26 protein-coding genes are annotated in these 24199 nt (G+C 68.1%); 15 read left to right on the top strand and 11 right to left on the bottom strand.

The window, feature by feature from the left end; translation table 11 throughout:
- Window positions 1-216: 216 nt before the first annotated feature.
- The 6 genes from ACSHT8_RS02855 to ACSHT8_RS02830 form a co-directional block, all read right to left on the bottom strand.
- Window positions 217-1317, bottom strand: a complete 1101-nt coding sequence (locus ACSHT8_RS02855; protein ID WP_436497380.1) for a trypsin-like serine protease — start codon at window positions 1315-1317, stop codon at window positions 217-219.
- A gap of 448 nt (window positions 1318-1765) precedes the next feature.
- The gene (locus tag ACSHT8_RS02850) at window positions 1766-2449 is read right to left on the bottom strand and encodes a DUF2306 domain-containing protein (RefSeq protein WP_436497378.1); all 684 of its coding nucleotides are present in this window, start codon (window positions 2447-2449) and stop codon (window positions 1766-1768) included.
- A 100-nt stretch (window positions 2450-2549) separates the two neighbouring features.
- Window positions 2550-2957 carry a hypothetical protein gene (locus ACSHT8_RS02845; protein WP_436497376.1) on the bottom strand — a complete coding sequence of 136 codons (408 nt, stop codon included), beginning with the start codon at window positions 2955-2957 and terminating at the stop codon, window positions 2550-2552.
- 14 nt (window positions 2958-2971) lie between these two features.
- On the bottom strand, window positions 2972-3643 hold the full coding sequence (locus tag ACSHT8_RS02840) for a PP2C family protein-serine/threonine phosphatase (RefSeq protein ID WP_436497374.1): 672 nt from the start codon (window positions 3641-3643) through the stop codon (window positions 2972-2974).
- 79 nt (window positions 3644-3722) lie between these two features.
- Complete coding sequence (locus ACSHT8_RS02835) at window positions 3723-7109, bottom strand: S8 family serine peptidase (RefSeq protein WP_436497372.1); 3387 nt, start codon at window positions 7107-7109, stop codon at window positions 3723-3725.
- A gap of 76 nt (window positions 7110-7185) precedes the next feature.
- Complete coding sequence (locus ACSHT8_RS02830) at window positions 7186-8166, bottom strand: hypothetical protein (RefSeq protein ID WP_436497370.1); 981 nt, start codon at window positions 8164-8166, stop codon at window positions 7186-7188.
- Window positions 8167-8485: 319 nt separating this feature from the next.
- Between ACSHT8_RS02830 and ACSHT8_RS02825 the strand changes: the two genes are divergently transcribed.
- From ACSHT8_RS02825 to ACSHT8_RS02815, 3 genes are all read left to right on the top strand, one after another.
- On the top strand, window positions 8486-8683 hold the full coding sequence (locus ACSHT8_RS02825) for a hypothetical protein (RefSeq protein ID WP_436492160.1): 198 nt from the start codon (window positions 8486-8488) through the stop codon (window positions 8681-8683).
- 15 nt (window positions 8684-8698) lie between these two features.
- Window positions 8699-8896, top strand: coding sequence for a hypothetical protein (locus tag ACSHT8_RS02820; protein WP_436492162.1), 198 nt, complete (start codon window positions 8699-8701; stop codon window positions 8894-8896).
- A 336-nt stretch (window positions 8897-9232) separates the two neighbouring features.
- On the top strand, window positions 9233-9616 hold the full coding sequence (locus ACSHT8_RS02815; protein ID WP_436492163.1) for an SCO5389 family protein: 384 nt from the start codon (window positions 9233-9235) through the stop codon (window positions 9614-9616).
- Window positions 9617-9679: 63 nt separating this feature from the next.
- Here the strand turns inward: ACSHT8_RS02815 and ACSHT8_RS02810 are convergent, their stop codons facing one another.
- Entirely contained in the window at window positions 9680-10426 is a 747-nt protein-coding gene (locus ACSHT8_RS02810) for a GntR family transcriptional regulator (RefSeq protein WP_436492164.1), read from the bottom strand.
- 206 nt (window positions 10427-10632) lie between these two features.
- Between ACSHT8_RS02810 and ACSHT8_RS02805 the strand changes: the two genes are divergently transcribed.
- The 10 genes from ACSHT8_RS02805 to ACSHT8_RS02760 all read left to right on the top strand — a co-directional run bounded on the left by ACSHT8_RS02805 (window position 10633) and on the right by ACSHT8_RS02760 (window position 17850).
- Complete coding sequence (locus ACSHT8_RS02805) at window positions 10633-11109, top strand: hypothetical protein (RefSeq protein WP_436492165.1); 477 nt, start codon at window positions 10633-10635, stop codon at window positions 11107-11109.
- Between the two features lie 8 nt (window positions 11110-11117).
- Window positions 11118-11537, top strand: a complete 420-nt coding sequence (locus ACSHT8_RS02800) for a hypothetical protein (RefSeq protein ID WP_436492166.1) — start codon at window positions 11118-11120, stop codon at window positions 11535-11537.
- Window positions 11537-11848: an AMED_5909 family protein gene (locus tag ACSHT8_RS02795; protein WP_436492167.1), complete on the top strand. Its 312-nt coding sequence runs from the start codon at window positions 11537-11539 to the stop codon at window positions 11846-11848. Before ACSHT8_RS02800 ends, ACSHT8_RS02795 begins: the two co-directional genes overlap by 1 nt.
- A complete protein-coding gene (locus tag ACSHT8_RS02790; protein WP_436492168.1) occupies window positions 11845-11985 on the top strand; it encodes a hypothetical protein in 141 nt (46 codons plus the stop codon). Before ACSHT8_RS02795 ends, ACSHT8_RS02790 begins: the two co-directional genes overlap by 4 nt.
- On the top strand, window positions 11976-12302 hold the full coding sequence (locus ACSHT8_RS02785; protein WP_436497368.1) for a helix-turn-helix domain-containing protein: 327 nt from the start codon (window positions 11976-11978) through the stop codon (window positions 12300-12302). The genes ACSHT8_RS02790 and ACSHT8_RS02785 overlap by 10 nt, the downstream gene beginning before the upstream one ends.
- Before the next feature lie 331 nt (window positions 12303-12633).
- Entirely contained in the window at window positions 12634-14133 is a 1500-nt protein-coding gene (locus tag ACSHT8_RS02780; protein WP_436492170.1) for an FtsK/SpoIIIE domain-containing protein, read from the top strand.
- On the top strand, window positions 14130-14570 hold the full coding sequence (locus ACSHT8_RS02775) for a hypothetical protein (RefSeq protein ID WP_436492171.1): 441 nt from the start codon (window positions 14130-14132) through the stop codon (window positions 14568-14570). The genes ACSHT8_RS02780 and ACSHT8_RS02775 overlap by 4 nt, the downstream gene beginning before the upstream one ends.
- Window positions 14567-16291: a replication initiator gene (locus ACSHT8_RS02770; RefSeq protein ID WP_436492172.1), complete on the top strand. Its 1725-nt coding sequence runs from the start codon at window positions 14567-14569 to the stop codon at window positions 16289-16291. Before ACSHT8_RS02775 ends, ACSHT8_RS02770 begins: the two co-directional genes overlap by 4 nt.
- 21 nt (window positions 16292-16312) lie before the next feature.
- Window positions 16313-16516 carry a helix-turn-helix domain-containing protein gene (locus tag ACSHT8_RS02765; RefSeq protein WP_436492173.1) on the top strand — a complete coding sequence of 68 codons (204 nt, stop codon included), beginning with the start codon at window positions 16313-16315 and terminating at the stop codon, window positions 16514-16516.
- A 35-nt stretch (window positions 16517-16551) separates the two neighbouring features.
- Window positions 16552-17850 carry a tyrosine-type recombinase/integrase gene (locus ACSHT8_RS02760; RefSeq protein ID WP_436492174.1) on the top strand — a complete coding sequence of 433 codons (1299 nt, stop codon included), beginning with the start codon at window positions 16552-16554 and terminating at the stop codon, window positions 17848-17850.
- On the opposite strand, the gene ACSHT8_RS02755 is transcribed toward ACSHT8_RS02760, so the two are convergent.
- Window positions 17776-18255 carry a hypothetical protein gene (locus ACSHT8_RS02755; protein WP_436497366.1) on the bottom strand — a complete coding sequence of 160 codons (480 nt, stop codon included), beginning with the start codon at window positions 18253-18255 and terminating at the stop codon, window positions 17776-17778. The genes ACSHT8_RS02760 and ACSHT8_RS02755 overlap by 75 nt on opposite strands.
- Window positions 18256-18452: 197 nt before the next feature.
- Between ACSHT8_RS02755 and ACSHT8_RS02750 the strand changes: the two genes are divergently transcribed.
- Complete coding sequence (locus ACSHT8_RS02750) at window positions 18453-19901, top strand: PhoX family protein (protein ID WP_436497365.1); 1449 nt, start codon at window positions 18453-18455, stop codon at window positions 19899-19901.
- On the opposite strand, the gene ACSHT8_RS02745 is transcribed toward ACSHT8_RS02750, so the two are convergent.
- Together ACSHT8_RS02745 and ACSHT8_RS02740 are read right to left on the bottom strand one after the other, a co-directional pair.
- Window positions 19898-20614 (bottom strand): NPCBM/NEW2 domain-containing protein, encoded by a 717-nt coding sequence (locus ACSHT8_RS02745; protein ID WP_436497363.1) that lies wholly within the window; start codon window positions 20612-20614, stop codon window positions 19898-19900. The two genes, ACSHT8_RS02750 and ACSHT8_RS02745, sit on opposite strands and share 4 nt — an antisense overlap.
- Window positions 20615-20683: 69 nt before the next feature.
- Complete coding sequence (locus tag ACSHT8_RS02740) at window positions 20684-21664, bottom strand: methyltransferase (protein WP_436497361.1); 981 nt, start codon at window positions 21662-21664, stop codon at window positions 20684-20686.
- Between the two features lie 23 nt (window positions 21665-21687).
- Between ACSHT8_RS02740 and ACSHT8_RS02735 the strand changes: the two genes are divergently transcribed.
- Window positions 21688-23103 carry a phenylacetate--CoA ligase family protein gene (locus ACSHT8_RS02735; RefSeq protein ID WP_436497359.1) on the top strand — a complete coding sequence of 472 codons (1416 nt, stop codon included), beginning with the start codon at window positions 21688-21690 and terminating at the stop codon, window positions 23101-23103.
- On the opposite strand, the gene ACSHT8_RS02730 is transcribed toward ACSHT8_RS02735, so the two are convergent.
- Window positions 23088-24128, bottom strand: a complete 1041-nt coding sequence (locus ACSHT8_RS02730; RefSeq protein ID WP_436497357.1) for a helix-turn-helix transcriptional regulator — start codon at window positions 24126-24128, stop codon at window positions 23088-23090. The two genes, ACSHT8_RS02735 and ACSHT8_RS02730, sit on opposite strands and share 16 nt — an antisense overlap.
- Between the last annotated feature and the right edge of the window lie 71 nt (window positions 24129-24199).

Raw genomic sequence — 24199 nt, 5'->3', positions numbered from 1 at the left:
CTGAAGTGGACAATCGGGCGTGGCAAGGCGATTGTCGGCACAAGTTGGAGCGCGTGACACCGGATCAGTGGGCCTGGGGTCTGGGCGGACCGATCCGGTGTGACGACGCTTCCCGTCATTCGCGAACGACACCCGGATAGTCGGCTCGTCGCGGCAGAAGTTCCCACCTGATCGAGTGAACTCGCCCCGGCAGCCGGGGCGAGTTCACTCAGCGGATCAGAACTGCAGGCTCCACGCGTCGATGTAGCCGGTGTCGTACCGGGCGACGTCCTGGACCTTCAGCTTCCAGGTGCCGTTGGCGACCTCGGTCGACGCGTTCACCGTGTAGGTCGTGATGATGTTGTCGGCCGAGTCGTTGGCGCTGGAGTTCTTCACCCGGTAGGCGGTGCCGTCCGGGGCCACCAGGTCGATGACCACGTCGCCGCGCCAGGTGTGCTTGATGTCGACGTTGACCTTCAGGGTCGACGGGGCGTTGCCCGCCTGGCCGGTCACCGTGACGTCGCTGGTCACCGCGGCGCCCGCGTCCGGGATGTTGACGTTGTTCACGTTCTCGAACTTGCCGCCGGTCGGCGGCGGCTGGGTGCCGCCGGTCTGCTGGTTGATCCAGGTCAGGTTCGCCGCGATACCGGTGTACAGCGTGGTGGTCGCGCACTCGCCGTTGTTGTCGCCGGGGCCTTGGGTCTCGCCGACCAGGGTCCAGTTGCCGCGGGAGCCGACGAGCGCGGGACCGCCGGAGTCGCCGTGGCAGGCGGAGTGGGTGCGGTCGCCGGAGATGCACACGTCGGTGGAGATGCCGCCGCCCGCGTAGCACCGGCTCGAGTCGAGCACGGTGAGGTCGATCTCCTGCAGGGTGGTCGGGTTGGAGCAGTTCGGCCAGCTGGTGCAGCCGAAGCCGATCAGCCGCGCGGGGGTGCCGGGTGCCGGGTTCGACGTGGCCATCTTGATCGGCGTCATCGTCGAGGCGGTCGACAGGTGCATCAGGGTCAGGTCGGTGCCCGCCTTGTCGATCTTGCGGTCGATCGAGCGGACCTCGCCGCCGGAGTTCTTCTGCGTCGACCCGATGCGGCCGGACGACGCGCTGCCGCAGTGGGTGGCGGTCACGATCCACTGCGGGGCGATCAGGCTGCCACCGCAGCCGTTGCTCAGCCCGACGTGGAAGGCGTAGGTCTCGGTGGCGTTGCCGCCGCCGATGATCTGGATGACCGACGGGTTCTCGTCCTGCGGCGGCGGCGCGGCCATGGCCGCCTTTCCGACGACCACCACCACCCCGACCGCCATGGCGGCGGCCGCGACGCGACCAAGCCAGCGTGTCTTCATTTGTTTGCCCTCTCAACTCATGCAGGGACGCGTGGCTGCCGGGACAGGCGTGCCCACGCGACGGCCGAGGCCGCATCCCGAACACTCGCGCACGCTGATCGAACAACGCAATAAACTCTCGACATCGCTCGCGCTGATACCCGTTCGCGGTCGGTGACGACATTTCGGACATGCGATCCGCGTAATTCACCGAATACGCGATCACCTGCGAAGACGTCAGGTTCGCCTGATCACGTCGGGTAGCAGGGTGCGGGAATTAAACAGTCGTGAACGACCATGTGTGAATTGTTGGTGCCGAGTTCGAACACGTCGTCGCGCTGCGGTGATCGACTACGCCGAGGCCCTCAAGCACTGGATTGCCCTGACCTGGCACGACGGCATCCGGCGGTACACCGAAGCCGAGTCGCGCAGGGGCGCAGGGCTTCCGCGGACCGCTGGTCTCGGCACGTCAGGCAGCAGGCTTGCGCCGACCGCGTAGGTGGATCAGCCAGCCCTCGACGGCGATCAGCGGCAACACCCAGCTCAGCCAAGACGTCAGGCCCGCGACGGTATAGATGTACGCGGTCTGGCTGCCGTCGAACATCGTGTCGATGTACGGCTCGAAGCTGATCGCGAGGACCGGTGCCCAGAACCGGTTGACGATGGTCGACGCGGTGAGCGTGTAGCTGCGGATCATCCACTCGCGGTGGTCGGCGAACCGACGCTGTCGGGCGCGGCGGTAGCCGATGATCGTCGTGGTCAGCCAGAGCGACACCAGGATCACCGCGCTGAACCGGCCGACCGGCCCGAACGGCGACGTCGCGCCGACGACAAGACCCGCCAACGCCGCCGGGATGACACCCGCGAACACGTAGAGCCTGCCCGCGACGCGGTGGCCGCGCCGGTGTTTCCGCCGGAACCACGGCCATACCTGCAGGAAGCCGCTGACGATCGCGACTGTGCCGAAGGCGATGTGCGCGAGCAGGAAGTAGTAGTGCCCTGGGAACCCCTCGGGCACGCGCGACTTCGTGGGGTCCAGGCTCAGGTAGGGCGGGAACGAGAACGCCAGGAAGGCGACGATTACGGCGCCGAGCGGCAACACCCAAACCGGACGCTTCTTCGGCGGACTCGGGCGGGTTTCGGTCGTGGTCATGTCTCCCCCTCAGAACGACTGATCCCAAACTAGGAATCAGCGCGCCGAGAACCCATGGAGACAGCACCAAGATCGACGGTGGGGACAACCCCACCTCAGGTCAGTACTTGTCGCCGCCGAAGAAGATCTCCTCGAGCTGGTCGGCGGTGCCCGCGAGCAGGGTCATCGGGTCGACGAACTCGTGCAGGTCGAGGGTCTGCAGCGGCAGTGAGTGCCGCAGCACCACGTGGTCACCCATGATCGCCACGCCGCACGCGACGGACGTGTGGCCGACCTCGGTGAGCAGCGCCTTGAGGTCGACCTTGTCGGCCAGCCCGATGGGTGAGGCGATCTGCACCCACTCGTGTTGCTTGTCGAGCACCTCGCGGGCGAGCACGACCACCTGGGTGCGCTCGTCCTCCTCGTCGTAAGCCTCGAAGTTGAACAGGATGCGGATCTCTTCCTGGTCCTCGGAGATCACGTCGTAGGTCTCGTTGACGTACTGCGCAAGATCGGCCCATGTCGCCATGGTGATCAGTTTAGTCAGGCCGCCACCGGTATGGGGCGGGTCTCCGGTATCGCCGGGGCGCAGTGCACGACGAGCGCGGTCGCGTTGTCGGTGGCGCCCGCGGCAATCGCTCGCCGAACCAGTTCGGCGGCCGGGTCGGCGGCGTACCGCAGGATGTGTGCCATCGTCGGCTGGTCGACGTGGCGGTGGACTCCGTCGCTGGTCAGGACCAGGAACGCGGGCGTTGGGACGGCGATGTGCCCCAGTTGTTCCGGCTTGGCGGTGCGGAGCGACGCGGTGACGAGGTGCTCCATCCGCGGGGTCGCGGGGGTGCCGCGGTCGCGGAAGTACTGGGCGAGGGTGTGGTCGGTGGTGAGCTGGATGACGGTGTCGTCGACAACGGCGTACGCGCGCGCGTCGCCGAGCCACGCGATCTCGTAGCCCTGGCCGGTCGGCATCGGCACGGCCAGCACGAGCACGCAGTCTCCCGTAGTGACGGCGGACCTCGCGGCGGCGATGGCCACGTCGGCGCCTTGGCCCGCGGACCGCACGGCGGCGGCCGCGGCGAGCCGGGCCGCCGTCCCGTCCTCGCCGATGCCGTCGGCCAGAGCGAAGGCGACGCGGCCGGTGACCGGGTCGGCGAAGGACGCCACGGCGTCCGCGTTCGTGCGGCGCGCGCCGCGCTCGCTCCAGGTGTGCCAGGTCATCGCTGCCTCCCCGCCGCCGATGACTCCAGGATGCGCCCGATTCCTGAACGTTCGCTGTGGGCATCCTGAGAAGCGCGGGTCAGGCGCCGTACGCGCGGATCGTTGTCTGCTCCACTGTGTTGCCGTCGCTGTCGGTCGCGCGGGCGCGGAGGGAGACGTAGCGGGCTGTGCGAGGGTGGTCGATCGTCGCCGCGCCGTCAGTTATGGGCACGGGGCGCCAGGTGCGGCCGTCATCGAACGATGCCTCGACTGTCAGCGCGGTGAGTGTGTGTTCGGCGCCGGGGTGCCATTGGACGGCGACGGGGACTCGGGCGCGGTCGGCGCCGACGCGGTTGTGGAGGTCGAGCCCTTCGGGTGCGAAGCGGACGGCCATCAGAGGTAGTGGGACGCCGCCCTTCCCTTTCTCTGGCGGGCGGGCCGAGGTGAAGGTCCATACGCAGGAGATCGAGGTCGAGAACGTCGAGACGACGCTGCGGGTCGTGGTGGTCTCCAGGCGGTACCGGGCGGGCTCCGGTGGCACGTCGAAGGACCCCTGGCCGGGGGTGTCCGAGCGGCCGACCTCGACGCCTTCGCGGTAGAGGACGGTTGATCCGCCATCCACCGCGGAGAGGCCGGTCCGGCCGAGGCCCGCGTCGGCGTAGAGCGGCAGGGACGCTATCAGCGTGTCGTGGGAGCGGTAGGCCCAGTCGCCAGGCCGGAAGCCAGGGCCGAACACGGCCGAGTTCCACTGATCCTCTGTGGACACTCCGGTCGGGTGGGTGAGTTCACCGCTGGTGACGACGGTCTCGGTGCGCAGGGCCTTCTTCACCTTGCGCCACTGCTGCAGTTCGGCGAACCAGGTCAGGTCGTCGACGTTGTGGAACTCGGTGCGGACCTGGGGCAGGGTCAGCGGGAGGCCGTAGCCGACGGAGGTGCTGTAGCGCGGCTCTTTGGCAATCCAGACCTTCGTGGCGCCTCGTTTGTCGGCTTGTTCGCGGTAAGTCGTGTGCAGTCGGGCGAGGTCGCGGTCGACCACGTGTCTGGTGAAGCCGTTGGGCAGGTGGCCGTAGTCGAACCACTGCAGGTGATAGGCGACCGGGCTGGCGGTGATGTTGCCATCGCGGTCCGGGATGGCCCAAGCGCCGCCGATGTCGGCGACGAACTGGCTGTCCGGCAAGGGATCGCCGACCTGTCCGATGAAGATTCGCTCGAACGTGTCACCGAGGACGCCGGTGAAGACGGCGCGTTCGCCGCTTATCCTGCTGTAGCCCGCGCCGACTGCCTTGGGGCGCACGCCTTGCCGGTCGAAGGTGACCGAGATCGGTTGTGCCGCTTGGGCATCGAGCGTCACGGTTTTGTCGGTGGTCACCTCTACAGTCGGGATCACGACCTTGTGGGAGTCAGCGGTCACACCATCCGGGCGGCGGGTGTTGATCACTGAGTCCAGGTGGTAGCGGCCCTTGCGGACGCGCACGACGCCGACACCGCCGATGGTCGGGACAGGGCGGTACCGGGATGGCTCTATGCCGAGCAGGAAGGAGTAGTTGTAGTCGGAGAGCTCGCCGTCGCGGTCGACGGTGCGGAAAGTGAGGTCGTAGCTCTCCGGTTCGCGATCGACGGCCACCGGGACGGTGACGCGCTGGGCCCCTGCCTCGGCGTCGACCCGGGCGCTGAGCGGGCCCTCCGGGGCGTCGACCTTGGTATCGGCCGTGATCTCGACGGACGCGGTGCCGTGGGCGGGCACGGTGATGTGGTCGGTCGAGAGGCGAAAGGTGCCGGTGGGCGCGTCGGTGCTCAGGGTGAGGCGCAGCTCGACTGGTTGGGCGCTGGTGTTGGTGTAGGAGAACGACTTGGTGACAACGGGATCGTCGTCGTGCGGCCACGACTGGCGGCCCATGGAGACACTGGGAGGTGAGGCGTAGACGGATTGGGTGACACCGCGGGCGAGGTCGACGCGGCCCGCACCCTGGTCGTAGCTGCCCGCGTCGATGGGCTTGGCGGAAGCCATCAGGGCGGCTTTGAGCTGGCGTCCGGTCCACTCGGGATGCTGTTGGGCGAGGACGGCCGCCGCGCCCGACACGTGCGGGGTGGCCATGGACGTGCCGCTCAGGTCGCGGTGCTTCTCCTTCGGCTTGCCGAACGAGTAGCGCGAGCGGGCGGCGGTGATGTCGACGCCCGGGGCGAGGATGTCCGGTTTCAGCGCGGCGTCATGGATGCGGGGACCGCGGGAGGAAAAGCCCGCGAGGTTGTCGTCCTTGTCGACGGCTCCGACGGCGAGCGCGCCGTCGGCGGAGGCGGGTGAGGCGACGGTCTCGGGGCCGGAACTGCCGTCGTTGCCCGCGGCCACGACGAACAGGGCTCGGTCGCTGAGCTGGTTGACCGCGGCTTCGAGGGGGTCCTCCCCCGCGGCGTCCGGTCCGCCGAGGCTCAGGTTCACAACCTTCGCCCCGGAGTCGACGGCCCACCGCATCCCGGCGATGATCGCCGACTCCGGACACCCAGCACCACCACACACCTTGCCGACGAGCAACCGCGCGTCGGGCGCGACACCCCGGTAGGTGCCGCGACTGGCGATGGTGGCGGCGACGTGGGTCCCGTGCCCGTCCTCGTCGCGCGCCGAGTCCGCCGTGAAGTTCTTCTCGGCGGCGACCCGGCCGCGCAGGTCGGCGTGGGTGGCGTCGACACCGGTGTCGAGCACGGCGACCTTGACGCCTTGGCCGGTGTACCCGGCGGCCCAGGCGGCGGGGGCGCCGACCTGCGGGACGCTGACGTCCAGGCTCGGGTACCGCATGCCGTCGAGCCAGACGCGGCCGCCCGCACGCCGCGACACCCACGCGTCGGCAGCGGTGTCCTTGGGCTGCCGAACGGCGACGAACTCGCGCACGCCCGCAGACGCTTCGACGGCTTGGTCACCGCCCGCCGCGCGATCGGTGGAGGGCACGGCCGCCGCTGCACCTTGCGCGCGTTGGCCGCTGCCCGCGCCATCCGCCGCGTGGTGCGCGGAGGCCGGGCTGTTGGAGGCGGTCTGGGTCTCGATGATGAGCGGGACGTCGGGTGAGCGGTCGTCGCCGTAGCCGGTGCGTAGGAGGGCTGCGACGTCGAAGAGGCGGTGATCCAGAGTGCCTGCGTTCAGGCCGTGCCAGGCGTCGTCGGGGATGACGTGTAGGTGGGTGGCGTCGCCGGTTATGGCGAAGTGGACGTGTTCGCGGCCGGGTGCGGGGTCGACGGCGGGGACCAGGCGGGTGCCGACTCGGCGGACGGTTACTCGGTCGCCGGTGATCAGGGTGACGTCGCCGACGTAGCCCGAAGGCGGGGCGGTGCTCGGCGCCGGGGTGGCGGCGACGGTCGACGGCGACGGGGTGTTGCTCGGCGGGGTGCTGGTGGCTGGGTCGGTCGGGTCTGCGGGGGTGGCGTGGGCTGGGGGTGACAGGGGCGCGGCCAGGGTGAGCGCAGCGAGGGCCGCGACGAGCTTGGTGTGCAGCGGCATCGCGGCCTCCCGGTCCGAACTGTGCTCACCAACCAAGTGCAGGCGGCCGTGGAGAGTCAACAGACGAACGGGCGACTCAGTTACCAGATGCCAGCCAAGCCTTGGCGTCGGCGGCGATGCGGTCCACGTACCGGCCGATTCCGGGCGAGACCACCGGGCAGCCGCGCACCGGTGGGGCGCCGTCGAGGCAGAAGTGGATGTCGTCGTTGTCCGAGCGGAGGCGGGCGGTGCCGCCGAAGGCTTCCGGGTAGGTGCAGGTGCCCGAGGAGCGTTCCTTGTCGGTGCACGGGAGGTAGCGGGTGAACTCGTAGCGGTCTTGGGCGAGGTTCGAGTACGGGTAGGCGGCCATGCTGGCAGTGGCGCCCGCGTCGGTTACCCGGTCGCCCGCCAGGTCGGCGGCGTAGGTGTAGATCTCGTTGAGGCGGCGCGGGACGTCGCGCTGGGGGTCGGGCATGGGGGCCTGGAGGACCCACAGCACCTTGGGGCGCGGGAGGCCGATGGCGTCCGCCGCCTCGTTGATTTCGCGGCGGACCGAGAAGGCGTTCCACAGGTACTTGTCGTAGAACTGTGCCCTTGGTTTGCGCGACTTGGGTGCGTTACGCGGTGCAACCGCGCTGACCTGCGGGTTTGGGCTTGTTGTGTCCGGTTGCGACTGGTTGCGTCCGGACGTGCGACGGCCTGTGGACGGCCTGGGTTTGGCGGGCGTACCGTCGTTGGTGGCTGTCGGTCGAACCCGGTGCAGGGTCGGTGTAGTCGCGGCCAACGGTTCCCGCGACCGGTTGAGGACACCCAGACGCCCGGGCGCGGGGACCGTCTTAACCGCTTTCGGGGGAACCTTGCCGGTCTTGGCGCGCGGGCGACGGGATGCGGGCTTACCGTCGGTGGTGTTCACCCTGCTCGCCTGGTTGACCCCCTCACCTCGGCGGGCAAAGGTCGCGGCCCCCGCGCTCACACCCCAATCCCCCCTTGGGACGCGGGGGCCGCGCCACGTGCCGATGACCCCGGTGAGGCTGTGTCGGGTCCACATGACGAGTTGGTCGGTGTGGTTGCTGGTCATGGTCGCTCCCCTGGGTGAGATGGCGGATCAAAGTCCTGAGCCTTGGTGCCTGGCCGGCTCCGTTCCCTCGCCCATGCCGCTTCTAGCCCTGGGTCGGCAGGGTCAAGGGGGGCGTAGCCATCGGCGTAGCCGACGCCGTCAGGCGCCCTTGATGCTGTCGGCCCAGGGTTAGATGATCGGTTGCGAGGGACACCCGACGTGACCACGCGTTTGCGCGTCGTAAAACCGCCACGCGCGAGGGCGAGTCGGGTACGTCCGTTCGGGTGTTGCGGCTGGTCAGAGGGGGTCGCTCCGCGGTGACAGGTCTTAGCATCGTCGGATGCTGGACGAACCGGGTGCGCTTCCAGAGTTCGAGATCGGTGACCGGGTCGACGTGATGGGCGGCCGGTACCTGGGTGACTGGGGCACGGTGATGAAGGCGCCGATCGACATGCGGCCGGAGTACGTGATGGTGTCGCTCGTGCGGGCACACGTGCTGCGTTTCCTGGCCGTTGAGCGGCTGCAACTGCGTGGTTGACCTAAGGTAGGCCGAATGCGTGAAGAGCTGCCGCCGCTCCCGGAGTTCCCCATCGGAGTGACCGTGGACGTCGTGGGCGGCCCGTTCAAAGGTGACTGCGGGGTTGTGGTCCGGTCACCGATCAGCATGCGGGCCGAGTTCGTGTTGGTCGCCCTGGCTCGCGCGAACATGTCCCGGTTCGTCGGGGCTGACTGCCTGCGGGTGCGGGCCTGAGATGTGGCGCGTCGCCGTCGGCGGCTCGTGCGCCTTTGGGCGGACTCCGTCCGCGCCGTGCGCCGTCGGCGCCCGTTAGCGGAGCGGAAGGGCGCCTGGCGGCGCGATGGATGTGGTTGCGGTGCCAGCGCAACGGGCCAACTCGCGCGTGCCGCCGACGGCGGCGCGCCTTGATCCCATAGAGCCAAATTCAGCAGCTACCCGTGTGCCCGCTGCCGGACACAACTAAATGACACGTTTGGCCGGTAGGTTCACACGTTGGGTGCTGGTGGGTCAGCTCGGCGGTCGGTTAAGTGGAGAGTTGTTCATCTCGCCCGACCGCAAGGGAGAATCCCGGTGTCTCTGAAGGTTCCGCCCGCGCTTGTCGACAAAGCGCAGCAAGGTCCGATCACGGATCAAGACTTCATCGCCTGCATTCAGGAATCCCTGCCCTACGCCTGGTCGGTCATGACAGAGGTGCACGGCGAGCTGACGGACGGCGTTCCCTACGCGGTGAACGAGACAGCCCCGCCCGATGAGGCTTCGCGCGGTCAACTCCTCCGCCTGGTCGCAAGCGACGCCATGCGTGGGGCGGTTGAGCGGCACTTCGGCGTCCGGCTGGCGTTTCAGAACTGCCACGGGGTGGGCATGTTCCGCCCCTCGGCCAAGGAAGAGCGCGAAGCATTCATTTCGCCACGCGCTCAGGTGCTCAATCAACGTCCAGAGTTCGTGAACTGCTAACAGCGCAAAACGAAGGCCCGCCACGTCGGATTGACGCGGCGGGCCTTGTCATTTCGGGCGCCTCTAGCGAGGATCTACGGCAAGGGAATACTCGAATTCATATCGGTGAGCGTCAATGAGAATATCGGCGGTCTCGATCGGGTTTGCGGCGGTGTATGTGGTCCGGGTGATAATGACGACGGGAATTCCGGGCCGGAGTTTGAGGGCCTCGGTCTCAGACGGCTGTGGCATCCTCGAACGCAGACGTTCGACCACTGCGGTAGGTCGCCACCCGATGGCCGTGAACCGATCAACGAGCCCAGCCCCCATGTACGGACCTTCCTCGGGGCGCTCGATGGGCGTCCCCTTAGTAATCGCGAGGGGTTCATACGAATCAACGATCATCATTGGTTCACCATTGGCCAAACTCACATAATGCGTGTGCATGACCCGATCACCGACGTTGATGCCGAGACGTCGAGCAACGTCCTTCGTAGCCTCGGTGGGAATGGTCACGTGGGTATAACTCGGAATGCGCTCTGACGCCAAGGCTTCTTCCGCGAACGGCGCACCTGGGTTCGACTGATAGTGAAGCGCCGAACGTCGAACCAACGGCTGATACCTGCGAACGAACGTGCCACCACCGCGCACGCGGTCAATGAGCCCTTCGCCTTCCAAGATGTCCAGCGCTTGACGGGCCACGATCCGGGACACGTTGAACTGCTCGCTGAGGGCGTCCTGCGTCGGCAAGCGGTCCCCCGGCCGAAGGGACCCGTCAGTCATCCGCTCTCGCAACACGTCCGCGATCTGCTCGTACCGGTGCTTGGACACGGGGAAGTCGCCTCCTGGGTCGTGACTCGTCATCACCGAGTCTAGTTGACTTGGTATGCCAACGGCTGGTATACCTAGTTGTAGGTTGGCATACCAACTGATCGACAAGCAAGGCCAGACGACAACAAGCGCCCAAACGGGGGCGACGCGACAAGGCCCTACCAGGGCGACAGGCCCAGTGGGGCACCGGATGAGAGGTCAAGATCATGGCGATTTCCAAGGGGCACCGGTTCCCGATCGAGTTCGCGGAAGCCTTCCCGCAGGGGTTGGTGTTGGTGGGTGAGGTGGCGCCGGACAACGAGTTTCAGTCGCGGGAGGACCGTGCGGGCGGGCGGCCGGTGCGTCAGCGGTTGGACGAGGTGACGGGTCTGCGGCAGTGGAAGGCAACGGTGACGGACCCGAACGAGCAGAACGCGAAGCGGGCTTCGTTCGTGATCACGTTCCTGGCTCCGGTTCAGCCGGTGCCGACCACGGCGGAAGCGTTGCCGGGGATGCGTCCGATCGAGTTGGAGGGCTTGACCGCTGAACCGCGTATCGCTGGCAACGGGGAGTTCAAGTACCAGTCGTACGTGTTCCGGGCGTCTGGGTTCCGGGCGGCTGGTGCGTCGGGTGGTCGTGGTCAGCAGAAGACCTCGGCCGCGCAGGAGCAGGGGAAGTCCGAGTCCGCCAACAAGGCCGCGTGAGGACCCGAGTGAGCGCGGCGTTTGAGGTTCCGGCCGGTGCGGCCCTGGATGTGCCTTCGGGTGTGTCCGGGGCGGCCGGTTGGGCTTTCTTCGGTCCGCAGGGAGAGGTGGTGCGTGTGAACGTGTCGGATGAGCTGGACGGGCGTTGGCAGGCCGCGTACCGAGCGTACGAACACGCTTCGGAGGAAGTCACTCGGGCGGGGTCCGGCGATCGTGGCGCGGCGCATGCGTTGGCGTTGGCGTCGTGGGATGTAGCGGTGCTGTGGCGGGAGATCGCCGATACCCCGTTTCTGCCGTGGTGGGTGCTTGCGGCTGTGCACTCGGCGGCCGAGACGTTCGAACATCAATCGCGGGAGTGGAATGCCAAAGCGAACGCGGCGGTGGGCGTGCGGTCGGTTTCGCCTCGGCGGCGGAATGGGGGTGCGTGATGGTTCGGCCGTCGGTTCGGACGTTGGCTGAGGCCAATGAGGTGTTGGGGCGGGAGATGCCGGGGCCTGGGTCGTCGTACTCGGTGTTGGTGACCTTCCATCGTCGTGCGGAGCGGGTGTATCGGGAGGTGGCGTTGGTGGACCGGCACCACTATCACGAAGCCATCGCGTGGGCGGGGATCGAGGCCGCGAACGCGGAGAAGGCGGAGAAGGGGCTTCGTGAGGCGCAGGCGCGGGAGGCTCGTAAGCAGGCGAAAGCGGATGAAGCGGCCGTGCTGGGTACTGGCTCCGCGGTTGAGGTGTCGAGATGAGCGCGTTCGAGTTGTTCGCGTTGGCGTTCCTGCTGTGTCTTCTGTTGGGCGCGCCGGTCGTGTCCTGGCTGATCGACCGGATCGAGCGGTCGGAGGGGTCCGCGTCGGACATCTCGGAGCGGGGTGAGTGGGGGTGAGGGCGGCAGTGGATCGGGGCGTCGGTGATCGCGCTGCGGCGTTGGGTTCGGAGTTGAAGCGGGCGCGGTTGCGCCTGGGCTTGACGTTGGTTGAGGCCGCCGAGCGGATGTCGACTCGGGGTGTGCTGGCCAACCGGACGCAGTTGTCCCGGTTTGAGCACGGCGAACGGGAACCCAAGATCGGCCTGTTCGTGGACATATGTGAGGCGTACGGGTGTGACCCGACGGAGGTGTTGTTGGCCGCATTGTGGCTGGCCGGTGGGCCGCAGTACCGGAGGAGGAGAGACGGTTCGATAGTGCACTCGTCACGCTCGTAAGTCCAGATTAGACAGAGGGACGCACAGGGGTCGTGCGGCGATTCCGCGCGCCCTTGTTGCGCTGCAACAAAAGAAGAGACACAGAAGCGGCTTATGCTTGGCGGCTACCGCTTCTGTGCCTGAGGTCCAATCCAAGGGGATCAGACATGGAAAGCATATGGCACAAGGGGATTGCCCCCGCAAGTGGGGTCACCCGAACGCGCTGCAAGGCGTGCAAGAAGTTCGCTCGGCTGCTGCCGGGGGATACCGAGTGCGCCAAGTGCTCTGGGGCGTTGGCGTTGGAGTTCCCTGTAATTCGGCGGTCGGGCGATGCCGATTCGCGGGGTGGCTGGTGAACGGGGGCAAGGGTTCCCGGTGGGTCGACCCGGCACCCCTGGAGGTGGCGCGGCCTCGGCTGCCGTGGTGGACGATGCTTCCGGGCAAGGTCAAGCTGGTCCTGGCCCCGGTGGTCCTGGTCGGCCTGCTGGTGTGGGGCCTGGTCAAGCTCGCCCGATTGTGCTGGTACTACCCGACCACGGTCACGCTCGGGCTGTTCGCGGCGGCCGTGTACGCGGTGGGTGGCCGGTGGTGGCTCGGCGGCCTAGTGCTCGCGCTCGGGGTCGCTGGGTTCGTCTGGTGGCTGCGTGGGCGGGACAGCTTCTACCGGCGTGTCCGGTGGGTGCGCACGGAGTTCCGCCGCGTGGCCGTCTACACGCAACAGTGGCGCAGTGTCATGCGCCTGTCGAACCTGACCGGAACCGCGCGGGGCAAGGAACACCTGCCCCGGCTTCGGCGCACCAGGTCGGAGGGGTGGCGGGACAAGGTCCGCGTTCGCATGATCAAGGGCCAGTCCCCGGAACAGTGGGAGGCACACGCCTCCGGTCTGGCGCACTCGTTCGGCGCCTCCTCGTGTCGGGTCCGCGTGGTCAAGCCCGGTGTGATCGAGCTGGACCTGATCCACTCCGACCCGTTGGCCACGGTGCTGCCCGCCCCGGCGCTGCCTGAGGGTGAGGGTAAGTCGGTGGACCTGCGCAAGGTCGTCATCGGCCGTACCGAGACAGGCAAGCCGTGGGCGCTACGGCTCCAAGGTGGACAGATCCTGGCGGTCGGTGTGCAGGGGGCGGGTAAGGGCTCGGTGTTGTGGGCGGTGTTGTGGGCGCTGGCCTCGATGATCCGGTCCGGTGCCGTTCGGGTGTTCGGGATCGACCCCAAGGGCGGTATGGAGTTGGGGCAGGCCCCGGAGCTGTTCACCAAGGTCGCCTATGACAACGGCGTCGCGGCGGTAGAGCTGCTGGAAGAGATCGCCGAGGAGGTGCGGGCACGGGCCGCGCGGTTCCGGGGTGTGCTGCGGTCCTGGTCGCTCTCGTCGGGTGAGCCCTTCCTGCTCCTGGTGGTGGATGAGCTGGCGGACGTGATCGCCTACCAGACCGACAAGCGCCTGCGGGAACGCGCGCAAGCGGCCCTGCAAACCATCACCTCACAGGGCCGCGCACCCGGTGTGGCCGTGCTGGCGCTGGTGCAGGACCCGCGCAAAGAGATCGTGCCGTTCCGCAACCTGTTCGGCACCAAGATCGCGCTGCGCCTGGACGAGGCGGTGCAGGTCGACATGGTCCTCGGCGACGGTGTCCGGGCACGCGGGGCCAACGCGCACGAGATCCCCGAGTCCACTCCCGGTGTGGCGTGGATCAAAGAGGACGGCAAGCGGGCTCCGGTCCGGGCGCGGGCGTTCTACCCGACCGACACGAACCTGACTGAGCTTGTCCACTACGTCACCAACTCGTCGGCGACGGTCATTGCGTTCCCTGACAACAACTCTGGCGACACCACCAACGATGGAGGTACGGCGGCATGACCACCACTCTGAACACCACGACCCCCGATGGCGCGACGGTTGGATCGGCGGCCGTGCTCGCCGCAGTGGCCGAACACCTCGACGTGTTCGCCGAGTTGCCCGCACCCGTGGTCACCACCGTGTGCGCCACAGTCGACGGCGGAAAGGCAGTGTCGTTCCAACTGGACTCCGAGTACACCCTTCGCGGCCTGGCGGGCGCGCTGCTGGCGTGGGTGGACACCTTGGACCGGGTGGCCTGTGAGGCGTGGCGTCACGGCGGCGACGACTCCCACACCATGCACGTGTCGGTGTCCGGTCAGCTCACCGACGGCACCCCGGTCCGCGTGTTCGCACCCGTCGACTACCCGCACGGCCTCGGCCTGGCCCCCAGTGCTCGCCGTCCGCTCGGCCTGGGACTGCTGCGCGCCTGGACAGCCGGCGAGGAGGCATGCGCATGACCACGACCGACACGGCACACGCCGTTGACCAGCAAGAACAGCCGGAAGCCACCGCGGCTTGCTCCCCGGATGCCCTGGTGGTGCCCGGCCCGGCCGGCAAGACGATCGCCCCGCTGTCGGCTGAGGTGCTGCGGGCGGCGGCGGAGAAACACGGGGCGTGTGTGCGGCCCTTCGTGATGGAACGCGGCGACACCGTCACCGGGGAACTGACCTACGTCGCCAAGGACTGCGGGTCGACCGTGGAGTCGGTGTGTCCCACCTGCGCGGCCAAAGCACGCAAGTTGCGGATGACGCAGTGCCGGGAGGGTTGGCACCGCGACACCGAACCCGACATCACCCGCCTGGCCCCGACCGTGGATCAGGTCGGGTTGATGGAGTACCGCGCCACCTTGGTCACCGCCTATCAGACGGCGGTCGGTGAGGGCGCGGATGGTGAGGCGGACGAGCTGCGCGATGAGATCGCCTCGGTTGATGGGGAGCTGCGGGATCTCGGGGTGCGTGGTCGTCTGCCCTCGCCCGACGCTGTGGCTACGCGGGCTCCGGTGCGGTCGACGAAGCGGCGCCAGGACGCGCCGAATCTGCCGCGTAAGAAGGTGGAGAAGCGCACCGTCGGCCGCGAGTACGCGGGGCGCTACCGGCCCTCGATGTTCGTCACGCTGACCTGCGACACCTACGGCCCGGTCCGTGAGGGTGTGCCGGTCGACCCGGTCACCTATGACTATCGGCGGGCGGCTCGGGATGCGGTGCATTTCGCCTCCCTGGTCGACCGCTGGTACCAGAACCTGCGTCGCGTCGTGGGCTGGGACGTTCAGTACTTCGCCACCGTGGAGCCGCAGAAGCGGGCTGCTCCGCACCTGCACACCGCGTTGCGTGGTTCCATCCCGCACGACGTGATCCGCCAGGTCACGGCCGCGACCTATCTGCAGGTGTGGTGGCCCAACCATGACGAGCTGGTTTACGGCGGCAAGCACCTGCCGGTGTGGGACGCGACCCGGGAGGCGTTCACCGACCCCGACAACGGGGCAGCGTTGACCTCCTGGGCGGACGCGCTGGACCTGGTGGACGAGCCCGCGCACGTCGCCCGCTTCGGCGAACAGGTCCACTCCAAGGGCATCTTGGGCGGCACTGAGGAGTCCGGGCGACACATCGGCTACCTGACCAAGTACCTCACCAAGTCCACCGGTGAGGTCATCGCCTCCACCAGCCCCGCTCACGCCGAACACCACGACCGGCTACACGCTGAGCTGGCGGTGACCCCGTGTTCGCCCCGGTGCGCGGTGTGGTTGCTCTACGGCATCCAACCCTTGGGCGTGACGTCGCGGACCACCCCGGGCCACTGCAAGGGCCGCGCGCACCGACGCACCACGCTCGGGCTGCCCGGTCGGCGGGTGCTGGTGTCGCGCAAGTGGTCCGGCAAGACCGTCGCCGAACACAAGACGGACCGGGTCGGGTTCGTCCGTGGCGCCCTGGCGGCCGTGGGCATCGTCAAAGACACCCCGGCCCCGGACCGCTACGTGTGGCGCACCGTCGATCCCGGGGACCGCAACGCGCCACCACGGGCGCACCTGCTCATGCGCTCCATCGCCGAACGCATCACCTGGCGCGCCGAGTACGACCGGGCGCGGCTGGCCATGGCAGACCCACCGGATGGCGGGCGCAACAGCACTGGGGGCGGCGGGGGCCTGCCCGATGTTTCAGCAACTCCACCGATGGCGGCCTGACTAACCGAGGGGGGACCTCGAATGACCACGCACCACGAAGCGAACTGGGCGCCGCTCTGGGACACCGACGACTTGGCGGCGTTCCTGAAACTGCCCCCGAAGACCCTGCGCGAGTGGCGACATAAGGGCATCGGCCCGGCCTTCAAGCGCATGGGCAAGCACGTCCGCTACCAACCGGCCGACGTCATCGACTGGATCGACAACGGCACTGACCTCGCTGCCTAGGACTTTCAGCAACCCGAACCGGAATGGAGATCGTCATGGCTGGACACGTTCAAGACCGCTGGTACCGCAACAAGAAGGACGAGAACGGCAAGTTCGTCTTCACTGCCTCGGGCCGGCCGGTTCGAGAACGAACAGACCTCTACGGCAAGGGGATGCGCTACAAGGTCAAGTACTACGTGGACGGACAGGAGAAGTCAGAGTCCTTTCCAGACAAGAAACTCGACCGGGCGAAAGCATTCCTGGCCAAGATGCAAACCGACGTCCTGACCGGTACCTACCTCGACCCCGACGCAGGAAAGATCACGCTGGACGCGTACACCAAGTCGTGGCGCAACGGCCAATCACAGGACGTCAACACCGTGGCCAGTGTGGACAGTCGACTCAACGGGATGATCTGGCCGTTCTTCGGCAAGGAAATCGCCCTGGACGCGATCACCACCGACAAGGTCCGGGAATGGATCGCATGGATGGCCGCGACACCGCGCATGCGCTCCTACCAGTTCACCGCGTTCGGGCTGCTCTCGGCGATCCTGTCCGGCGCGGTTGAAGACCGCAAGATCCGCACCAACCCATGCAAAGCCAAGAGCATCAAGGGACCCAAACCGGAGGAACGCCGCATCATCCCCTGGACCACGTCCCGACTGCACGGCGTCCAGCTCGCCCTACCGCACCGATACAAAGTCATCGTCCCCATCGGCGGCGGACTCGGCCTGCGACAAATGGAGATCTTCGCCCTGTCCCCCGACGACATCAACCGGGACGAAAAGATCGTCACCGTTCAACGGCAGATCAAATGGCACGGACAGATCCCGGTCTTCGCACTCCCCAAGGGCGGCAAATCCCGAGAGGTTCCCATCGGTGACGGCGTCCTGGCGGCCATAGATGACCACCTCGACGCGTTCGAGCCGGTGAGCCTGACACTGCCCTGGGACAAACCGACCGGCGAACTGGTGACCGCTCGTCTGATCGTCACCAAGGAGTACGACCCTGCGCGCCGCTACCGCAGCAAGTGGGTTCACCGGGTGTGGAAGAACTACGACCTCAACGAGGACATCTGGCGCCCAGCCGTGGCCACCACATGCACCCCGACCCGCCGCGACGGCATGCACGCCATGCGCCACTTCTACGCCTCGAACCTCCTGGCAGACGGCGTCTCGATCAAGGAGGTGTCAGAGTTCCTCGGCCACTCCGACCCCGGCTACACACTGCGGATCTACACCCACCTCGTCCCCTCCAGCTACCGGCGAGCACGCGCAGCGTCAGACAAGGTCTTCAAACCCCGCCCCAGTCCGGCCAACCCGACCGCCCCGGCCTCGACCTCCGACACGGCCTGACGACGGCCCAGCAAGATCACAAACTCCATAGTGGCTGGTCAGAGCGGTAAGGTCGGAGTTGTCGTAGAAGGCCTGTTCGCCGCGGCGGAGCGGGGACACGCACGGCGAGTAGTAGTCGTTGCCCCAGAACTGAAGGATCACCAGGTCGGGCCGCTGGTCCCGGACGAGGCTCCCGAGCTTGGCGGACGCGGGCAGCCAGGTCGGTTCACCCGCCAGGTAGTCGCAGATCCCCGTGCCGCCGAGTGAGGCGTCGTAGAACTCAGCCCCTAGGGCCGCGGACAGGGCGGGCGCGTTCTGGGCGGCGACCGAGTCGCCCACGTAGACGATCTTGGGGACGGTGTCGGCGTGGGCGACGCCGGTCAGTCCGGACGCCAGCAACGCCACGACCAGCGCGAAACGCCTCACCAGACCCCCTCAGTCCACTGGGGAAGTCACGCTAGCAGGCCGTAGCCAAACCAGATGGACGACTCCAGGACCACGGATCGCTGTGCGCAGCCGGACAATTACCCACCGAATGGCCTAACTTGACTAACCCTCACGTATCGGAAACTGGGGGCGAACGACCGGTTGCCGACCGGCGACGTGCGGTGCACGATCGGTCGATGGTGGAAATGGATCGACGTTCCGTTCTGCGCGGGGCTGTCGCGGGCGCACTGCTCGGCGGCCCCTTCGCCGGTTTCGCTGCCCGCGCGTCGGCCGACCCGGCCGCGGCCCACGAACTCGGCCCGATCCCGGACCTCCGGGACGGCAAAGTGCGGCTCTGGCTGCCGAAGGGCTTCCAGTACCGCTCATTCCACGACACCGAGTCCCAGGTGGTCCTCGACGACAAGACGGTCCTGCCCGGCCGCCACGACGGCATGGGCGCGTTCGCGGCGGGGGCCAACTACGTGCTGGTCCGCAACCACGAGATCAACAACGCGGGTCCGGCGTTCGGCAACCCGGCGAAGGCTTACGACCCGATGGCGCAGGGCGGCACGACGACCGTCGAGGTGACCCGGTTCGGCGAGGTCGTGCGCTCGTACACGAGCCTCAACGGCACCCAGATGAACTGCTCGGGCGGACAGATGCCGTGGGGTTCGTGGGTCACCTGCGAGGAGACGGTCAACGGCCCGGATGTAGGCCCCGACTTCACCGGCGCCCCGAACATCGCGCTGACCCAGCGGCACGGCTTCATCTTCGACGTCCCCTCGTCCGGCGAGTCCGACCGGCAGCCGATCACCGCGGCGGGCCGCTTCGCCCACGAATCGGTCGCGTACGACCCGAAGGACGGGTACCTGTACCTGACCGAGGACGATTTCGGCTTCCCGTCCGGGTTCTACCGCTACAAGCCGAAGCGGAACCCGCTCCGCACGGGCAGGCTCGACAACGATGGCCGCCTGCAGATGCTGCGCGTCAAGGGAATCGCGAACGCCAACCTGGCAGCGTCGCAGGACCCGCACGCGACGTACAAAGTGGACTGGGTGGACATCGACGACCCGGCCCCAAGCTTCCCGTACACGCCCGGGGTGGTCGCCCCGACCCCGAACGACACGGCGCTGACACACGTCGCCCGCCAGGGCTGGGCGCAGGGCGCGGCGTTCTTCTCCCGACTGGAGGGATCGGCCTACGACAACGAGGTCGTGTACTTCACCTCCACTCAGGGCGGCGGCCCGGCGGAGACGTCGATCGGCCCGATCGCCGACGGGTACGGCAACGGCAGCGGCCAGATCTGGGCGTACCACACCAGGTCGAAGATGCTGCGGCTGCAGTTCCAGTCGCCGGGGGCGGACGTGCTGGACTTCCCGGACAACGTCACCACCAGCAAGCGCGGCACGCTCGTGGTGTGCGAGGACAACGTCAACGACAACTACATCCGCGGCCTGACCCGCGGCGGTCAGTTGTTCGACATCGCCCTCAACCGGCTGGTGAGCAGCACGGGGACACCGCGCTTCAACGACGAGTTCGCGGGGTCGACCTTCAGCCCCGACGGCCACACCCTGTTCGTCAACATCCAGGCGAACCGGGGCATGACTTTCGCGATCTGGGGGCCTTGGCACAAGATCGGGGTCTAGCGAAGCACAGGCTCGATCCACGCGGCGGTCACGAACGGCGCGCCCAGACATGAGGACACACCTGCCGGAATCGTCCGAACCACGGAGATGGCGACACGGAACGCCCCTGAGACATCCACGTCGATCGACTTGACCTCGCCGACCCCGACATGGACGGTCGACGACCCCACCCGTCTGCCGTCGACACTTACCCAGAACTCGGCGACAGCGCCACTGGCCGAGGTGTCACCAAGGCCGACTCGTGCCTGGAGCCGAGTGAATCGACGATCAACCTGATACGTGCGGAACGCTGAGTTCTCGGTGAGCGGATAGACCTTGCAGTCGCCCAAGCGGTGGGCGATGACCCGGTCGTGCTGCTCGGTGTTGATCTTCTGAGACTCGATGGCCTGCACACCGCCGGTCTCGATCGGCTCCAAGTCCAACACCGAGGTCTCGCCGGGCCGAGTCGAGACACTCGAACCAGACGACGACGCGCTGGTCCCGGCCGTACCGCGGCCCGCGGGAGCGGACACCGTCACGATGGAGGTGACGGTGGAGGGTGTCGCGGCGGAGACCCCCTCCTTGCGCCCCGCGAAATAGGCGCCGAGGCCAGTGGCCGTGCCGGTGATCAGCGCGGCCACGACCGCGGCGATCACCGCCCCGGTCCGGGTGATCCGCGCGGCCTTGATGGCGGGATCGACTTGCTCGACTTGACTCGGCGGGGGGAGCGACACACGACCTCCTGACAGCCGGTGATTCGACACCAAGATAGCCGCGCGACAAGGGTCGCGGGCGAGGTTTGATCAAGAAAGGCGGAACTCCAGGAGGCAGCGCTCGTCGGTCAGGTCGGTCACGGTGTCGAGGGCCAGTCCGTGCACTGAGGCGAGGGCGCGGAACTCGTCGACGGTGCGTTCGCGGCCGCCGAAGATCGCGAGCATGGCGAGGTCGAACTCGGTGGCGGCCATCCGGCCGCCCACCGGTTCGACGACCAGGATGCAACCGGTCGAGTCGACGGCCTCGGCGCAGCGGGCCAGGATCCGGTGCGCGTGTTCGTCGTCCCAGTTGTGGAGGATGTCGGACAACAGGTAGGCGTCCGCCCCGGCGGGCAAAGGATCGAAGATGCTTCCCGCCGTGGCCTGCGCGTCCAGGTCGCGTGCGCTGAAGAGGCGGGCGGCCTCGGTGGCGGTCGGGTCGAGGTCGACCAGGTGGCCGCGGGTCCCCGGATGCGCGGCCAGGATCGCGGCGAGCACGGTGCCGTTGCCGCCGCCGACGTCGACGATCGTGGTGAAACGGCCCCAGTCGTAGCCCGCGACGATGCTTGGGAGCTGCGACCGGAACCGGTCGGTCATCTGCTGGTCGAACGACGCGCGGAGGTGCGGTTGTTCGGCGAGGTCGGCCCAGAAGTCCACGCCGTAGCGCCGCGTGTAGCCTGCCTGGCCGGTGGTGACGCTGTGCAGGAGTTCGACGAACGCCAGTTCCGCGCGGCCCCCCGCCATGTCCAGGTGCAGGAAGTTGGTCAGACCGTTGTCGGCATCCGTGCGGAGGGTCGCGCCGAGATCGGTGGTCCGGTAGCCGGTGGGCGTCTGCTCGATGATCCCGAGGGTCAGCAGGTGGTTCAGAAGTAGTTGGAGCGCGACCGGCGCCAGGTCGAGGTCTGCCGCGAGCTGATCAGCGGTCGCGCTCTCGCGCAGGCGGTCCGGCAGGCCCAGGGTCACCGCGACCCGCAGGGTCATCGGCGTGGCCAACCCGGCCATCTTCCGGATCGTGACTACGTGATCGTTCACGGAGGCCACTCTAGGCTGGCCGCGTGGACAACAACCGCGCCGCGCAGGTGATCCAGGGGTTCGAGGCTTTCTTCGCGGGGACGCGAGCCGACGGGTCGGTGCTCGACCTGTTCCACCAGGTCGCGTCGACCGTCCCCGCCTACCGGAAGTTCCTGGCCGAGCACGGGATCGACCCGGCCGACGTCGTCACCATGGACGACTTCCGGCGGTTGCCGCTGATCGACAAAGAGAACTACCACCGCCGCTACCCGCTCCCCGAACTGTGCCGTGACGGCAGGCTCGACGGGTGCGACATGGTCGCCGTCTCCTCCGGCTCCAGCGGCCACCCCACCGTCTGGCCCCGATCCCTGACCGACGAACTGCACATCACCCGCCGCTTCGAGCAGGTCTTCCGCGGCTTCGACGCCCACGAACGCAGCACCCTCGCCGTCGTGTGCTTTCCGCTCGGCACGTGGGTCGGCGGGCTGTTCACGACCGCCTGCGTCCAGCACCTCGCCGCCAAGGGCTACCCGATCACCGTCGTGGCCCCCGGCAACAACAAGGCCGAGATCCTGCGCGTCCTCCCCGAACTCGCCCACCACTTCGACCAGGTCGTCCTTCTGGGCTATCCGCCCTTCATCAAGGACGTGGTCGACAGCGGCACGGACTGGCACTCGACAAAGCTGGTGCTCGCGGGTGAGGTGTTCAGCGAGGAGTGGCGCGACCTGGTCGGCACCCGGCTCGGGATGGCCGACCCGGTCACCGACACCGCCTCCCTCTACGGCACCGCCGACGCCGGGGTGCTCGGCAACGAGACGCCACTCTCCATCAGCATCCGCCGCTTCCTGGCCACCCGCCCCGACCTCGCGCGTGAACTCTTCGGCGACTCCAGGCTGCCGACCCTGGTCCAGTACGACCCGACCAGCCGCTACTTCGAGACCACGCCCAAGGGCACCTTGCTCTTCTCCGGCGACAACGGCGCCCCGCTCATTCGCTACCACATCGCTGACAACGGCGGCGTCGTGTCCTCAGTGGACATGCGAGAGTTCTGCGCCAGGAACGGTTTCACCGCCGAGTTCGACGACCAGCCGTTCGTCTACGTCTTCGGCCGGTCCCTGTTCACCGTGTCGTTCTTCGGCGCGAACATCTACCCCGAGAACGTCACGGTCGGCTTGGAGCAGCCCGGCATCAGCGACTGGGTGACCGGCAAGTTCGTCCTGCGAACCGTCGCCGACGACGACGAGAACACCCACCTCCAGGTCACCGTCGAACTCGCGCCGGGCAAGACCGCCGACGCCCAAGTGATCGCCGAGGCCATCCGCACACAGCTGCTGCGCCTCAACAGCGAGTTCGCCCACTACGTCCCCGCCGAACGCCAACTCCCCCGCGTCGTGCTCAGGGAAACCGGCGACCCCGACTACTTCCCCGTCGGCGTCAAACACCGCTACACGCGCGCGTAGTCCTCGGGGCACAGCTTGGCGACCAGTTCGCCGCGGCTGCGGACGTCGACCTTGCCGAACACCGACTTCAGGTGGTCCTGCACGGTGTGCGCCGAGATCGCGAGCCGGTTGGCGATGTCCGAAGTGGAGCGTCCGCCGATCACCTCGTGGCAGACCTCGCGTTCGCGCGTGGTCAGGCCGTAGGCGGCGAACAGCAGGCCCATCAGCTCCGCCCCCGCCGCGCGTTCGATGGTCACCACGGTCTCGTCGGCGTCCTCACCGGCGATGAGCCGGTCGGCCTGCAGCAGGATCCACCCGCCCGCCGCGTCGCGCACCCGGGCGCGGAAGGTGCCGGACGCCGAGGCCCGGGCGCCGACGACGACCGCGCGCAGCATCACGCCGAAGCGGCCGGGGGCGACCTCGTCCAGTTCGGCCCGCCAGGCGTCGACCGCGGCGGTGGCCGCCCTGGGCTCGCCGGACAGGGTCACCACGACGATCGCGGGCGCGCCGCGCGGCCGGGACGCGCCCGAGCGGAAGGCCAGGCGGGTGGCGGTGGCCAGGGCGGGGGCCACGGAGGTGACGAACTCGACCTCGCGGTCGCTGAAGTCGCCGCGCCGGACCATGCCCGCCGCGCCCCAGCTCGTGCCGTCGACCCGGAACACCGCGCGCAGCTCGTGGCCGAGGCCGAGGGGCCGCCAGACCTCGTTGACCCGGCCGCTGCGCTCGATGGTCTCGCGTTCGAGGTCGGACAGGCGGGCCACCGGGACCGGCCGCTGGGCCAGTTCGGCGAAGGTGTGCGGCTCGGCGCCGTCGTACTCGTAGCCCGCGAGCAGCGGCTCATATTGCTGGGGGATGCGCGCGGATCCGCTGGTCATCGAGCTGATGACGGTCGTGTCCGGGTCCATCGACGCCCAGCACGTCAGCTCGGTCGGCACCACCCGGTCGACCAGCTCGATCGCCGCGGCGTGCAGTTCGGCCACGCCGAGGCCCGACTTGGCCAGCGCGGCGATGTCCCGCCGCGCGCTGAGCGCCAGTCCCTCCCACATGGATCGAGTATGCGCCCCGGCGCCTGCGGCGGGCATCCCACAATTCCGGGATTTCTCGCCCTCCGCCGGGT

It is taken from the genome of Actinokineospora sp. HUAS TT18 (assembly GCF_051364635.1).
In the GTDB taxonomy this organism is placed as follows: domain Bacteria; phylum Actinomycetota; class Actinomycetes; order Mycobacteriales; family Pseudonocardiaceae; genus Actinokineospora.
This window is presented reverse-complemented; position numbering and strand designations above follow the sequence as displayed.